General features: G+C 72.3%; 13 protein-coding genes. 7 read left to right on the top strand and 6 right to left on the bottom strand.

Annotation, left to right across the window (positions count from 1 at the left end; translation table 11 throughout):
• Window positions 1–172 precede the first annotated feature (172 nt).
• The 3 genes from FB457_RS33590 to tpg all read left to right on the top strand — a co-directional run bounded on the left by FB457_RS33590 (window position 173) and on the right by tpg (window position 3,496).
• The gene (locus FB457_RS33590; RefSeq protein WP_145784370.1) at window positions 173–643 is read left to right on the top strand and encodes a hypothetical protein; all 471 of its coding nucleotides are present in this window, start codon (window positions 173–175) and stop codon (window positions 641–643) included.
• A gap of 114 nt (window positions 644–757) precedes the next feature.
• Window positions 758–2,935, top strand: coding sequence for a telomere-associated protein Tap (tap, locus tag FB457_RS33585; protein ID WP_145784368.1), 2,178 nt, complete (start codon window positions 758–760; stop codon window positions 2,933–2,935).
• 3 nt (window positions 2,936–2,938) lie between these two features.
• Window positions 2,939–3,496, top strand: coding sequence for a telomere-protecting terminal protein Tpg (tpg, locus tag FB457_RS33580; protein ID WP_145784366.1), 558 nt, complete (start codon window positions 2,939–2,941; stop codon window positions 3,494–3,496).
• A gap of 68 nt (window positions 3,497–3,564) precedes the next feature.
• Here the strand turns inward: tpg and FB457_RS33575 are convergent, their stop codons facing one another.
• Window positions 3,565–4,266: a hypothetical protein gene (locus tag FB457_RS33575; RefSeq protein WP_145784363.1), complete on the bottom strand. Its 702-nt coding sequence runs from the start codon at window positions 4,264–4,266 to the stop codon at window positions 3,565–3,567.
• A 477-nt stretch (window positions 4,267–4,743) separates the two neighbouring features.
• Complete coding sequence (locus tag FB457_RS33570) at window positions 4,744–6,042, bottom strand: methyltransferase domain-containing protein (protein ID WP_145784361.1); 1,299 nt, start codon at window positions 6,040–6,042, stop codon at window positions 4,744–4,746.
• Between the two features lie 615 nt (window positions 6,043–6,657).
• Between FB457_RS33570 and FB457_RS33560 the strand changes: the two genes are divergently transcribed.
• From FB457_RS33560 to FB457_RS33550, 3 genes are all read left to right on the top strand, one after another.
• Window positions 6,658–7,398, top strand: a complete 741-nt coding sequence (locus FB457_RS33560) for an XRE family transcriptional regulator (RefSeq protein ID WP_145784359.1) — start codon at window positions 6,658–6,660, stop codon at window positions 7,396–7,398.
• Window positions 7,399–7,403: 5 nt separating this feature from the next.
• A complete protein-coding gene (locus FB457_RS33555; protein ID WP_145784357.1) occupies window positions 7,404–7,898 on the top strand; it encodes an NUDIX hydrolase in 495 nt (164 codons plus the stop codon).
• A gap of 120 nt (window positions 7,899–8,018) precedes the next feature.
• Window positions 8,019–8,306, top strand: a complete 288-nt coding sequence (locus FB457_RS33550) for a hypothetical protein (RefSeq protein ID WP_145784355.1) — start codon at window positions 8,019–8,021, stop codon at window positions 8,304–8,306.
• Between the two features lie 14 nt (window positions 8,307–8,320).
• Here FB457_RS33550 and FB457_RS33545 read toward each other — a convergent pair whose 3' ends face one another.
• Both FB457_RS33545 and FB457_RS33540 read right to left on the bottom strand, forming a co-directional pair.
• Window positions 8,321–10,222: a pentapeptide repeat-containing protein gene (locus tag FB457_RS33545; protein ID WP_145784353.1), complete on the bottom strand. Its 1,902-nt coding sequence runs from the start codon at window positions 10,220–10,222 to the stop codon at window positions 8,321–8,323.
• Between the two features lie 54 nt (window positions 10,223–10,276).
• Complete coding sequence (locus tag FB457_RS33540) at window positions 10,277–11,725, bottom strand: 3'-5' exonuclease (protein WP_145784351.1); 1,449 nt, start codon at window positions 11,723–11,725, stop codon at window positions 10,277–10,279.
• Window positions 11,726–12,017: 292 nt separating this feature from the next.
• On the opposite strand from FB457_RS33540, the gene FB457_RS33535 reads away from it, so the two are divergent.
• A complete protein-coding gene (locus FB457_RS33535) occupies window positions 12,018–12,143 on the top strand; it encodes a hypothetical protein (RefSeq protein ID WP_486589233.1) in 126 nt (41 codons plus the stop codon).
• A gap of 138 nt (window positions 12,144–12,281) precedes the next feature.
• Here FB457_RS33535 and FB457_RS33530 read toward each other — a convergent pair whose 3' ends face one another.
• Window positions 12,282–12,674, bottom strand: a complete 393-nt coding sequence (locus FB457_RS33530) for a hypothetical protein (RefSeq protein ID WP_145784349.1) — start codon at window positions 12,672–12,674, stop codon at window positions 12,282–12,284.
• Window positions 12,675–12,826: 152 nt separating this feature from the next.
• Window positions 12,827–13,495, bottom strand: a complete 669-nt coding sequence (locus tag FB457_RS33525; RefSeq protein ID WP_186462091.1) for an HNH endonuclease family protein — start codon at window positions 13,493–13,495, stop codon at window positions 12,827–12,829.
• Window positions 13,496–13,826 lie beyond the last annotated feature (331 nt).

Below are 13,826 nucleotides of genomic sequence, written 5' to 3'. Positions count from 1 at the left end.
CGCCCGTATCGATCCCCCACGCACAGCACACCATTCCCCTACTACTCCGTAACAACGTTGGCCCGGCGACCATATCCACCACCACAGACAACAGAAAGCCACCCTTCTGCCACGTTCCGCAGGTACGGTGGCGAGTCCGCCGGGGACGCGCTCGCGGTGCCACACTGCGCGCATGAACACGCAGCGGCTGCCGTTCCCGGTCCCGGACGGGCGCTCCCACTACTTCGTCGGCCAGTACGCCGACATGCACGACATCGTTGAGCACCTGGTCGTACCCGACGGCATACCCGAGGCCGCGGCCACGGTCCTGCGGACCGCTCGCGAACTGCTGCGCCACTCCTACTACTGCTACGAGTTCTCCACCGTGGCAGTGCTGCACTCCCTGGTCGCGGTGGAGATCGTCCTGCGGGACCGTATTGCGGATGCGGGCAGCAAGCCGCTCCACACGCTGATCAAGCAGGGTGCGTCCTCGGGGGTCCTGACAGCCCGGCAGGCGGAGTATCTCGACCACGGCCGGCGGATCCGCAACCGCCTGGCACACGGCCAGACGACGCACGCGGCGATGCCGCTCGCGATGGCGGAGCCGATGGTGAGGACCTCGTTCGCGATCGTCGCCGAGCTGTACCGCCCGCCCCCGTCCTGATCCGTGCCCCGGCCACGGTGTTCCCGACCCAGCCCACACCCGTACGCGGTGTGTACGGGGAATGTACGCGATCTGTACGGTTGTGTGAGTAGGGTGTGGGGCTGGAGGTGCCCTGTGTCCGATGCCGAGAGGTTCGACGCGGTCGACGCGCTGGTCGAGTCGCGCTCACCGCTGCTGCCGCCGGAGGAGCGCAAGCGGCTGCGGGTCGCGCACGGCCTGACGCTGGAGGAGGTCGCCACTGCGCTGGGGGTGCGGCGGGCGACGATGTCGGGCTGGGAGAAGGGCGAGCCGGAGCCGCGGGGCCCGGAACGGGAGGCGTACGCACGGCTGCTGAGCAAGCTCGCGGAGCTCTACCCCGCACCCGCAGGGCAAGACGAGCACGAGACGGCCCCCGCGGTACCGGCTGCGCCCGCCGCCGCCCCTGTCCGACACGAAACGACGGAAGCGGAGCCCGCGCCCGCAGACGCCGCGGCCGCGCCGCCCGCACACCAGCACCCTCAACCCGCCGTCCCCGTCGCCCGTTCCAACCCGGCCCCGCCTCCGAAGCGGACCGCCCGACCAACCTCGACGAGCCCGGCCCCGCCGCTGCGGCGGCCAGCCGCACGGAAGCCCACCTCCCCGCCCGCGCCCACCGCTGCGCCGGCGGGGGAGGGGCGCTACCCGGCGGGCCCGCTGGCGGTGCTCGACGGCGCCGGCGTCGCCCACCTCGCCGACGGCCGCACGATGCCCTGCCCCGCCGGCACCGTCGCGGAGCTCGTCGACTGGGTGCTGCAAGCAGGGCTCGGTGCTGAGCGCCTGCACCGCTACGGGCAGGACGCCGACCCACTCGTAGCCCTCACCCCCGCGGCCGCGGAACGGCTCGGGCTGCCCGCGGAACTGGCGGACCGGCGCGTCGACGGCGGCCTGCGCCTGGCGGAGGATCACCCGGTGGTGCGCGAGATCCTGGCCGCGGGCTGGAAGCTGACCCGCCGCGGGTTCGGCCCGTGGCCGCGGATCTACCGCCCCGCCGAGCACGGCCGCCGCCGCTGCGTCCAGCTCGCCGTCCTCGGCTGGGACGCGCTGGAGGACCGCGCCTGGCCCCGCGCCGAGGAGTTGTCGCCCGCCGAGCTGGCGCGGATGCTCGGCACGTACGCGGCCCGGGTGCTCACCCCTCGTGGCTCCACCGCGGTCAACGGTCTGGAGCTGATGACCGCGCTGCGGCCACCGACCCGCCCCGTCCGCGACGGCGCCGCCTGGGTCTCCGGGCCGGTGGCCGGATCGCTGACCAGCGCGGTGGACCCCGCCCCGCCAGAGGCCCCGGAGGAACACCCCATCGCCCAGGACCGCCCCGCGGGGCAGGAACTGGACGAGGAGGCGTACGACTGGGTACGCCCCGGCGGATTCACCGACGCCGAGTGCGAACTGCCGTACGTCATCGGCCTGGACGTCAACGCCGCCTTCGCCGCGGCGGCGAACCGGCTGACCGTCGGGCTGTCCGCCCCAGTCCACACCGACGGCCCCCGCTTCGACAAGAAGATCCCCGGGGCCTGGTACGTCGACCTCTCCCACATCGAACTCGATCCCCGCCTGCCGTCGCCGTTCACCCCCACCGGCGACCGCCCGGCCGGCCCCGCCTGGTACGCCACCCCGACCGTCGCCTACGCCGTCGAACTCGGCCACGACGTCGCGCCGCTGGAGGCATGGCTGCGCCCGGAGGCCGGCGCGTACCTGGACCCGTGGTACGAGCGGCTGCGCGACGCGTACCTGGCCACGATGGCCGACCTCGGCGTGACCAAGGACCTCACCGAAGCCGACTACCTCCAGGCGATGGCCGGTCACAAGGACGTTGACCCAGTGGCAGCCGCGGTGCTGTCCGCGATCAAGGCGACGGTCAAGGGCGGCATCGGCAAGCTCCGCGAACGGGCCCAGGGCAAGGCCAGGTTCCGCACCGATCAGCGGTGGCCGGCTCTGGAACGGCCGACGTGGCGGCCGGACATCCGGGCGGCGGTCATCGCCGCCGCCCGCGTGAACATGCACCGCAAGATGGTCAAGATGGCCGCCCACGGCCGCTACCCGGTCGGGGTGCTCTCCGACTGCGTGGTCTACCCCGCCTCCACCCCGTCGCCGCTGGACCTGCTGCCCCGCACCCTGGAAGGCAAGCCGCTGCCGGGCGTCTTCCGTCTCGGGGTGTCCCCGGGCATGACCAAGGTCGAGGGCGTACGGGACCTGTGGTGGGCCGCGGAGGTTATCGAGCAGGGCTACAACCCGGCCCGGCACATCAAGGACGACCCCACCCGCGACGGGCAGGAGTAAGCGGTGGCGACGATCGGCGAGTCCCTGGAAGCGGCGCTTCAGGCCACCGCGACCCGCCCCATCCCGGCGAGCCCGCAGGCCCGGATGCGGTTCCTCGTCAAGGCGGAGCAGGGCTCCACCCGCCGCGCCGCCGCCCGGCTCGGCTGCTCCCAGCGCCAGGTCGAGCGCTATCTCGCCGGGCAGGTCAAACGGCCCACCCCGCGGCTGGCCGCCGCGCTGGAGCGCGAGGTCCGCAAGAGCTGGCAGCCCCGCGTACGGGCCCGTGCGATTCGGCAGGCCGCGCAGCGCGGCGCCATCGTCGAGACGCGGGCGCGCTTCGGGTTCACCGCCGCGCCCGGCTCGACCGACGACCCCCGCATGCGCCGCATCACCGAGCAACTCCCCCCGGACATCACCGGCCGGCTCCTGGACCGGCACGCCGCGGGCGCCGACGAGGACGAACTGCGCGACCTCCTCGGCGCCGGCCTGGGCCACGCGTACTTCCAGGACCGCGGCCGCCGCGCGGCGGGCCTGGAGGTGACGGTCACCGACATCGACCACCTCGACGTCGACCTCACCTGAACTCGCGACGGCCGGCCAGGGTGGACTGGTGCCCTGGCCCGAACGAACGCCGTGCCGTGTGTTTGCGGCTACGCCAGTGCGGCGGCGACGGTTTCCAGGATCGCGAGCTGCTGCGGCGGGACGGGTGCGCCGGACTGACGCAGCGAGCGGAGGGTGCTGCCGTCGGCGCACAGCCGGCACAGCCCGAGCACCGGCAGCCGGTCGGCGCCGAGCACGGTGTGCGAGTCGGAGCTCTCGTAGACGGGCCGGTGGCAGCCGGGGCACATCCGGTACTCCTCGTCCGCCGGCGGGGAGCCGGGGCCGAGGAACGGCACGATCCGGCGGAGGTTCTGCCCGGCCTCGGCCCACAGGTCCATGGGCCGCTCCGCGCAGCGCTCGAAGGTGAAGTCGCCCTCGGAGCCGGTTGTGCTGCGGACCCGGGCGAGGGTGCCGGTGCCGGCCCCGGGGTGGTCCGGGATGAACACGAGCGCCTTCTCGGAGCCCTGCCCTGCTTCCACGGGGATCCCGTGTGGCTGCCCGGCTTCGAGGGCCGCTCCCAGGGCGTCCAGGCCCTGCCCGTCGTCGTCGTTGCGCAGGCGCAGCGCCCATGTTGCCGGGGCACCGTCGACCTCGGCGGGCGAGGACGTGATCAGAATGCTGTTGCCGGACGGGCGTACATCCAGGTGGTACATGCCCTCGGTGGAGTGGAACCCGGTGCCGTACCACTCCGTGGGCGGCTCGTCGTCACGGCCGCGCGGGCGGCGCGGCTTGTTCGGTTGATGACGGCCCATCGTGTGCCTCGCAGCGCATTGAGCTCCCGGTACGGGCCGGATGGTCCGTAGACTCCCTCAACCAGCCGCCCCACCGCCCGGATACGCCCCCGAGCCTGCCTTCACCTGCCTGGCCCCTCCGGAGCCGGTCGCGGCAAGCCGGGTCACGCGACCGCCGGGGGCGAGCCCATTCGATGTGAGGGCTGTGGCGAGTCGGGGCCGGGCCGGGCAGACCACACGCGACACGCCCCGGGACCGGTCCGCCAGCGTCGTGCGCACGCCGCTCCTGTTCACCGCTCTCGGCTTCGTTGCAGCGGGTCAGTCGTGTTTCTGCTTTCGCCTCCTGGAGTCGGCGCGGGCCATCAGGAGGATGAGCACGATGACCAGGGCGACGCTGGACAGGACGACGATCGTCGTCGTGCCGCTGGCGCCGCTACGTGCCGCCGCCGCGCGCGAGTAAGTCCGAGACGTCTGGGTTGTTGGCCATGAGCGGGCAGTTCAGGCTGCCGGGCCCGAAGGCCGCCACGGTCCAGGGAAGCGGCCGCGGGACCGCTCACGCATTCCCTCCCAACTTGCCACGGGCAGGGCGTGGTCCGGGGAGTCCATCCAGACCCGGTGTTCGCCGTCGGCCGCGTGGAGGGTCAGGCCGAAGCGGTCCACGGTCGGCGTGCCCTGCGCGTTCCACCAGCGGAACGCGCTTTCGATCTCCGTCCACAGTTCGCGGGGGCCGTGCGCGTAGAAGCGGCCCGGGCCGCCGCCGGGAGGCCAGGACACGGTGGCCCAGGAGGGGGCGGTCAGGCTGTAGAGCCAGGCGGTGACCCGGCCGCCGTGGTGGTGGACGGTGTGTGTGGCCCCGGGCACCACGAGGCCGAGAGCGAAGGCGCCGGCGTCGGCCGGGCCGCGGCCGGTCAGGTCCTCGGGCCGCAGGTGCGTGGCCGGCCGGCGCACGGTGGCGGGCCAGGTGTCCGGCACGTACTCCTCGTGCCGGGGGCGCTCCTCACGCTGGCCGCGGGCGATCTGGAATCCGTCCGAGCCGTCGACGAGCCGCAGGAACCGGCCGGACGCGCTGCCGCCGTCGTCGGCGACGACCAGCTTCACCAGGGCGTCCCGGCCGCCCCACCCGGTGCTGTACGGGGCGAGGATGATGCCGCCGGGCCGGATCTGCTCGATCCACGCGGTCGGGATGGTGCGCAGTGAGCAGGTGGCGAGCAGGCGGTCGTACGGGGCCTCGACGGGGTCGCCGTCGAGTCCGTCGCGCTCCAGGACCGTGGGCCACAGCCCGGCATCGGCCAGCCGGCGCCGGGCGGCCCGGGCCAGGTGCCTGTCCACGTCCATGGTCGCCACGCGGTCCCCGCCGAGGCGGCGGGCCAGGAGCCCGGCGGTCCAGCCCGAGCCGGTGCCGATCTGCAGCACCCGCATCCCGGGCCGCACGTCGAGATCGCGGAGCATCGACATCGCCGTTGAGGGCTTCGGCGCCGCACTTGTCGCCTCGATGCCCGGTTCGCCGCCGTCGTGTTCGCCGTCGTCCCACTGCGTCACGAGCGCCGTGTCGGAATCGGCGCAGGCCCACCAGTGGCCCGGTGCGGTGTGGCGGTGGACCCCCGCGGCGCCGTCGGCGCCATCCGCCGGCCACAGGACCGGCGGGAGGTAGCGCGCCCGGTCGACCGCCGCGAACGCACCGGCCCAGTCCCTGCTCATGGCCCGGGTCTGGAGCAGGCGGTGGCCTAACTCGTCCCAGCCGGGCCGCGTCCCGGGCGTCGGCTTCACCTTCCTCGTCCCGTTGCTGCTCGTGCTCACCCTGGTGGCTTCCTTCCTCGGTTGCTGCTCCGGACGCCCGGGGCCGGAGACGGACGGTGCCCCGGCCGCGCTCACGGGGGCGGCGCGGCCGGGGCGGGCCCGCCCTCCGGGGTCGCGGGTGGGCGGTCTGGTTGCCCGCCCGCGCGGCGCGTGCGCGGCAGGCGGGGCGGTTGATGCGGACGGCGCCCGGACGTCAGGAACGTCAGGAACCGAAGCCGGGGGAGAAGCCGCCCCGCCAGGGGCGGAACGGTTCTTCCGGCCGCGGCGTCCCCCTGCAGCGGGGGCACCGGCACGGCGGCATTCTGCTGATGCCGAACGGGGTGACCGGCTCGCAGTCGCGACGGTAGAAGCGCTGCTGCCGTTCCCAGGTACGCCCGCTGTCGCGGGACACGCGCAGCGTCATCACGGGACGCTCACGCGCCTGCGGCGATGCGGGGGTACGGGGCTCGGACATGACGCTCCACGTGCGTGAGCCGCACCCGCGCGCCGGTGACGGGATCGCGCGGGCCTTCCTACTTGATCATTGCGCTCTGCGGCGGACAGCGCACCGACACGGCAAGACATCTGCGGACATCTACACGCCGACATACGGGGGTTGCTGCCATCCTGAGCGGCATGGGCACGAACGAACGCCTCCGCCGCGCCATGCACCGCGCCAACCTCGACATCGCCGGGCTCGCCGCCGCCGCCGAGGTCTCCACCAAGACCGTCGAACGCTGGATCGCCGGCACCGCGCCCTACCCGCGCACCCGGTACCGGGTGGCCGCGATCGTCCGCGAGGAGGAGTCGTACCTGTGGCCGGAGGCCACGAACACGGCTTCCTTGGCGGGCGCCGAGATCGTCGCCACCTACCCGCGGCGAAGCGAGGTTCCCCCGCACCTGTGGATGGAACTGCTGCGCGCCGCCGAGCGCGACGTCGACCTCCTCGCGTTCGCCGGCCTCTTCCTCACCGAGGAGCACCCCGAGTGGCTGGGCACGCTGGCCGCGAAGGCACGCACCGGGGTGCGCGTACGGCTTCTCCTCGGCGACCCCGACGGCGCCCAACTCGCAGCGCGCGACAGGGAGTACCGGATCGGGGGCGGCGTCGCCGGGCGGGTGGCCGCGGTGCGCGCCTACTACGAGCAGCACATGCCGGACTCGGTGGAAGTCCGGCTCCACGACACCCCGCTGTACAACTCGATCTACCGTTTCGACGACGACATGATCGTCAACGTGCACGCCTACGGCGTCCTCGCCGCGCGCACCCCGGTCATGCACCTGCGCCGCATCGACGGACGGTACTTCCACACCTACGTCGAGTCCTACGAGCGCGTGTGGGCCTCAGCCCGCCCCGCGCCGACCACCGTGGAGGCCTGAACACCATGTCCCACCGCACCCGGCGCATCGACCACTGGCAGGACCCCAGCGCCCCGAAGCCCACCAGCCGGAAGACCTCCGCGAGCGTCTTCGTCCAGGACGACGACGGCCGTCTGCTGCTCCTCAAGCGGGTCGACAACGACCTGTGGACCATCCCCACGGGCGGGGTGAAGAAGGGCGAGACCGTCGGCCAGGCCGGCGTGCGGGAGTGCCGCGAGGAGACCGGCCTCCAGGTGGAAGTCACGGGCCTGGTCGGTGTGTTCTCCACCCCGGACCACGTGATCGTCTACCTCCACGGCGACAAGGTCGACGAGGTACGCCAGCCCATCAACATCTGCCTGCGCGCCCGGGTCGTCGGCGGCAGCGTCCGCCCGGAGCCCGCCGAAGCCCAGGAAGTCCGCTGGGTGAACCCGGCCGAGCTCGACGGCTACCCGATCCATCCGGCACTGCGCATGCGCATCGACCACGGCCTGACCCACACCGACCCGTACGTGAGCTGACACGACCGCGCCCGAGCGAGGGTGCTCGGTAGCCTGGCAACAGGCACCCTCGGGCCAAGTTGGTCGCCACTAACTTGATATTGATCAAGATTCTGGGCAGCTCGACCCGATCGGAGAACCATGACCACCAGCTATGCCTACCTCGTGCTCGTCGATGACGAGAACGGCCCCGAGCGCAGGGGATTGCGCGCCGGTACTCAAGCCCTACCGGCCACCGGCTCCACCGAGGTCTTCGCCATGGACGTTGCGCAGGAGACCCGACTCCTGCGCAACCATCTCGGCTCGATGACCGTTGGCGTGTGGCCGGCCGACACGAACCCCGCACCTGGAGTCGCCCTCCGCGACGCCGAGATGCCGCCTGCCGCCATGGTCTACTCCTACGGCAGGGTCACCCACCACACCGGCTGATCAGGACCACAGCATCAGCGTTTGACGCGGTTGCGGATCGCGAGTGCGGCCAGGCCGAGGAGGACGGGTTCGGTGAAGCGGGAGGCCATCTCGGTGTAGGTGCCGAAGGTGGTCAGGTCCTGTCCGCTGCTGCGGAACACCACCGAGTTGATCACGACGCGAAGCGCGGGATCGAACCGCTCGGCCGACAGCCTCTCCCCGTATGGGGAGTCCGGGCTCTGCGGTGCGGGGGTATCGGTGGTCAGCGTGACGGAGCGGCCGTCGACGGTGCCGGTGCTGACCGGCTCGGGCGCCTCCTTCGGCAGCCCCCACAGCATCATCAGCACGACGGTCGTGAACATCGCCGCCAGCAGCCAGCCCAGCGCCCTGGAGGCGCGCAGTCCGTAGCCGGACAGCGCCCAGTACAGTCGCAGCAGGAACCGCTCGGCGGCCGGAGTGCGCGGGTCGTGGCGGCGCATCTCCATCTCGCCGTAGTAGAAATCCGCCGCGCCCGGCTCGTCCTTGCCGTCCTCGAACGTCTTGCGCAACTCCCGGTAGAGCGACACCAACGCGGTCGGCTCCAACGGAGCACTGCCGCCAGGCGGCGGCATCCATCCCGCCGCGGCACGCGGGCGCGCGGCGCGCCAGTGCTGCTCTTCGGCCAGGGTCTGCCGCGCCGTGATGCGCACCGGCAGCAGCCCGCGGCGGTGCCAGCCGCCCGGCGCCCGGGGCAGCGGGCAGTGCCCGTACAGGCGGAGCTGGTCGAGGTGGACGGTGCCGGCGAAGCGGCAGCCGCTCAGGTCGACATCGGTGAGGGCGAGGTGCGCCGCGTCCACTCCCCGCAGGGACAGCATGCGCACCGCGGCGGGCTCGATTCCGGACTCATCGGCTACTCCTTCGTCCTGCTCCCGGTGGAACGGGGCGGCATGAGCGCTCACGCTCACCGGGTACTCCAGGACCGCGTCGCTGAGATCCACCGTCGCGTGCCGAAGCCGCAAGCCGGCGGTCGAAGCCCAGCGTGTCTGCTGGCAGTCCAGGTCGCGCGCCGCAATCTCGATGATGACGGCGGCTTCGAAGACTGCGGCCGACAAGTCCACCGTCTTCCAGCAGGCGAACGGGCCGATCCGCGGTACACGGAAGGCAGTGCCAACGAACCGGGCGTTGCCCTGGAAAGTCGCATTCTTGAACCGGGCGTTGCCCTGGAAAGTTGCATCGTTGAACCCGGCGTTTCCCTGGAAAGTCGCACGGTGGAACCCGGCGCCGTCCTGGAAGGTCACTCTGGTGAACCAGACGTTGCGCTCGAAGGTTGCGCCGTGGAACTCGGCGTAGTTCTGGAAATTCACATAGTGGAACCGAGCGAGGTGCTGGAAAGTCGCATCCTCGAACCCGGCGACGTCCTGGAAGGTCGCTCTGGTGAACCAGGCGTTGTGCTCGAAGGTTGCGCCGTGGAACTCGGCGTAGTTCTGGAAACTCACATCGTGGAACCGAGCGAGGTGCTGGAAAGTCGCATCCCCGAACTCGGCGACGTCCTGGAAGGTCGCTCCGTCGAACCAGGCGTTGCGCTCGAAGGTCGCGTTGTGGAAGTCGACCTCGGCCTCAAAGGTCGCCCCGCGGAAGTCAACCGCGCCAAGCCGCGGTTGGCCGGTGGCGGGGTCGCGTACGGCATTCAGCAGGCGGCCCAGGAGGGCGGTGTCGAAGGTTGTGCCGGGGTGGTGGAGTTCGCTTCCGGGACGGAGGGTGATCAGGTAGGCGTCGCGGTCGGTGTCAGTGAGGTGGGCCAGGCACGCGTCGTACGACTCGGGCTCGTCCCCGCCCGCGTCGGGCGCCGGGCGCCGTACGCGACGCCCCCGGCACCCCACCGGGTCCTCACTGCTGGGGTCGGCACCGCGACCGCAGTGCGGGTTGTCGGGTGAGGCAGGCGGGTGGGTGGCGGTCATGCCGACGACGACGCGGCCCGGCCGAATCTGGTTGCTTCTGGGGTGCGCGGGTGTTCAGGGAGCGGTGGTGCTGGGTTCGGGCTTGCGCGGGGTGAAGGCGGTGCCGCGGCCGTTGGCGATCTCCTGGAGGATCTGGCGGGCGGCGTGGCAGTCGCCGGCGGCGCGGTGGCTGCCGCCGAGGGGGAGCCAGCGGTTCGAGCCGAGCCAGTCGGCGTATGCCTGCATCAGGCAGTACCAGTTGGTGTCGGAGGCCAGGTGGAGCGGTTTCTTCCCGGTGCGGTGGGTGTCGGCGAGGACCACGCTCTGGTCGAAGTCGGCGTTGTACGCGCAGATGGTCCGGCCCTTGGTGACCTGCCTGACCTTCGGCAGGATCTTCTCCCACGGGCGGGCCCCGGCCACGTGGGCGTCGGTGATGCCGTGCATCCAGTACGCCCCCGGGGTGATCGCGGCTTCGGGTTTGACCAGCGTGTCCAGCAGCGTCTTGCCGGTGGCGGCGTCGATGACGGCGATCTCGACGGTCTGCCCGTCCCGGTCGGTGGTCTCGGTGTCCAGGATGACCGCGGCGCCGGGCTGCAGCAGGGCGCGTGCTTCGCGGGTGATGCCGCCCCACCACGGGCACAGGGTGATCTCGCCGGCGTACGGGGCCGTCTCGGGGTCGGCCGCGAGTTCCTCCTGCACCTGGGCCATGGTGGGGGTGGCGTCGTCGTGGCGTTCCCAGTCCATTTCCCAGCCGCCGGAGTACGGGCTGTGCCAGGCCCACACCGTGACGCGGTGCCGGTCGGCCAGGGCCTGCGCGAAGCCCTTGACGCTCTTGGCGCGGGTGGGGGCGAGCGCGGCGTACTCGCGCAGCGGCGAGCCGGCGCCCTTGCCCAGACCGCGGACCGCTTCCCAGTCGACGCCGGGCATCTCCCGCACTGCGCGGACGTCGGCGAGCCGGAACAGCGCCACGGTGACCGAGCGTCGGCCGGAGGCGCCCACGGGCATCTCGTGGGTGGCGGCGGGCTCGATCCAGCCGGCTGCCTCGATGTACTGCCAGTCGGTGGGGTGGCGGATCTCCAGCACGTCGGCGGCCGCGGCCGCGGTGATGTACTGCTCGCCGTCAGCTTCGGCGGCCAGCCGGTCGACGTCCTCGATGAGGTAGCGGCCGCCGCGGCCGGTCGTGATGCGCCCTTCACCGCCCATGCGCTGGAGGTCGCGCCGGTGCCAGCCGATCCGCTCCGCAGCCTCATCCAGGGGCAGGCTCGCCGCCTCCCACGCCACCCGCTCGGCGACCAGCCGGCGCACTAACCCCTCATCGAGGGCGAGCGCGTCGGCCGTCGCGTACAGCGGCCAGCCCTTGTACGAACCTGAGGAGACCAGCACCTCCTGCGCCACCAACTCCTCCACGTCGTCGGCGGCAACCGGCTCCCCGAGACGCTCGGCGAGCAGACCGGCGATCCGCCGCGCGCCCAGCGCCTCCGGCAACTCCTCGGCGCTCGGCGCTTCGTGCGTGGTCTGCGTCATCGGTCATCCCGTCTCGGAGTCGTTTCGGTTCTGGACCTCAGGATGCCTGGCAGCACTGACATTCCGGGCACCGTCGTCGGGATCGGGCGACCGCCCAGCGACTGACGTCGGAAGAGAGCGCCGCGGCCTTGGTCCAGCAGGGATACGTCGGCGTCCTGTTGCTGTTCGGGCGGTGCCGAGCCTCGGGGAAGGGGCGAGGCGGGAGCGTCCCGCCAATTGGAGGTAATGCAGTGATAGTCCGTTTTGTGGGTGCTCCGCTCGCCGGTCGCGTGATGGAGACCGCTGACGCCGGGTGGGTCGGAGGCTGGTCACGGCCGGCGGTCAGGCCGTGTGGGGCCTGTACGTCCCCGTGCACCGCGACCCGGTGACCGGCATCGTCCTGGCGGAGGCCCGGGTGACCATCCCGGACCCCCGGTAGCTTCACGGCGACGCCCCCCGTACGGGCCCTCGCGGGCTGCGGGGCCCGTACGGGCCGGCTCACCGGCCGGGACGGCGGTGACGTTCTGCGCTGTCGATACCCGGGACGACTTCTACGGGCGGGTCGAGCTGCTGACGCTCACGCCCGGGTCAGCGCGAGGTCGATGCCCGCGCTCGTGAGGCCGATCACGGCCGACTCCCGGAACTCCGGAGGCAGTTGCTCACGGCCCATCGGGTCGGCCACGACCGCCACGCCCTCCTGGAGCAGGATGCAGGCTCCCAGGGCACGGGCAATCTCGGTGACGAGATCCATCACGGCACCACTGGTGAAGCGGGTGACGATGAACCCGGTCATGCCCGGCTCGTCGGATACGTGAATCTCCGCGCTGCTGCCGTCGCCGGCGCGGACGTTGTAGCAGCCGTACGCAGCATCCCCGACGACGTACGGGGCGATCATGTTCCGGAACACGGTGGTGTCCACTGCTTCCTCTTCTCCGTGGACGAACCGCTGGACGAAGATGCTGTAGCTCACGAGCCCCACTATGGCACTGCGCTATGCCGATACGCCGGGCCAGCAACTCATCGCGGCCGGCCGCCCCCGGCAGGCCAACCCGGCGGGCGCCGCCCGCCGGGGGCGAGGCCCGCGGGCCCGAGGGCGGCCTGGTCTGGTTCTCCACGCGGGTTTCAGCGGGCGAGGGTCACGGTGATGGTCTCGTCGGGGCAGCCCGTCATGATCCGGTTGATGGCGTCCAGTTCCGCCTTGTCCGTGCTCAGGCCCCACCGCGTCCGGACTACGACCGAATCGGTGGTGTGGCGGCAGACGGCCGACGCCGCCGGCGGGGTCCACTCAGCCACGTCCTTGTCGCCCTTGGCCTGGTTGACGTTGTCGGTGACCGCAGCCAGGCTGCGCTCGTCGCCGAGATCGTTGGCGTAGCCCCGCCGCTCGGCGGCCGTCCATGCCGCCGCCCCGCTGTCCCACGCCTCCGCGAGGGGCACGATGTGGTCGATGTCGAGGTCCGCCGGGTCGCCCCAGGTCTCCTCGTCGTACCAGGAGTACCACTGGCCGGTACCGGCCACGAGGGCGCACCGCCCGGTGACCTCCGGCGGCCTGATCGCCTCCTGGAGGAGAACCTCCCGGCGGGTATCGCATCCATCGCGATCTTCGTCGACCCAGTGCCTGAACCGGTCGCGCGAGTAGCCGTCCCTGGAACCCTCCGGCTGGACGGGAAGATCCGAGATCAGCTCGGCCAGGGGCGCGGTGACCTCGTCGCCGGGAGCGGCGTAGGCGGGCAAGGCCGACACCGCGAGCAGAGTGGGCAGGGCGGCCAGGGCGAGCGCGGCGCGCATCAGCATCGTCTTCACCCGCTCTGCATAGCCTCCCCGGCCCGCGGGCACCCCCGGTTCGCGGGCGGAGTCACCTGTACGCGCCGTACGCCCAACCCGAAGCTGACGAGGAACATCCGGTGATTTCCGAATCTCCCTGGGAACACGAGGAGCCACAGGGCGGTGCCCGGGGGCTTGAGGTCGGCTGTGCCGTACGGCAAGACGCCGCGGGGGCACCCCGCTGCCCGGTCGGCGCCGGGCGCTCCCGGGCGGCCGGGGCTTCAGCCCGGCGCCCGGCTGTACGCCGTCCGGTCGGACGCGGCATTCCCCGAGGGGGAGGCCAGACGCAATTGAGCGCGTA

The organism is Streptomyces sp. CNZ287, from assembly GCF_007827615.1.
This window is presented reverse-complemented; position numbering and strand designations above follow the sequence as displayed.

What these genes read in the sequence shown, in the direction of transcription:
- FB457_RS33545 (WP_145784353.1), bottom strand. Translation starts at nt 10,222, where the DNA reads ATGACCGCCACCCACCCGCCTGCCTCACCCGACAACCCGCACTGCGGT.
- FB457_RS33550 (WP_145784355.1), top strand. Translation starts at nt 8,019, where the DNA reads ATGACCACCAGCTATGCCTACCTCGTGCTCGTCGATGACGAGAACGGC.
- FB457_RS33590 (WP_145784370.1), top strand. Translation starts at nt 173, where the DNA reads ATGAACACGCAGCGGCTGCCGTTCCCGGTCCCGGACGGGCGCTCCCAC.
- FB457_RS33555 (WP_145784357.1), top strand. Translation starts at nt 7,404, where the DNA reads ATGTCCCACCGCACCCGGCGCATCGACCACTGGCAGGACCCCAGCGCC.
- FB457_RS33525 (WP_186462091.1), bottom strand. Translation starts at nt 13,495, where the DNA reads ATGCTGATGCGCGCCGCGCTCGCCCTGGCCGCCCTGCCCACTCTGCTC.
- FB457_RS33540 (WP_145784351.1), bottom strand. Translation starts at nt 11,725, where the DNA reads ATGACGCAGACCACGCACGAAGCGCCGAGCGCCGAGGAGTTGCCGGAG.
- FB457_RS33575 (WP_145784363.1), bottom strand. Translation starts at nt 4,266, where the DNA reads ATGGGCCGTCATCAACCGAACAAGCCGCGCCGCCCGCGCGGCCGTGAC.
- FB457_RS33560 (WP_145784359.1), top strand. Translation starts at nt 6,658, where the DNA reads ATGGGCACGAACGAACGCCTCCGCCGCGCCATGCACCGCGCCAACCTC.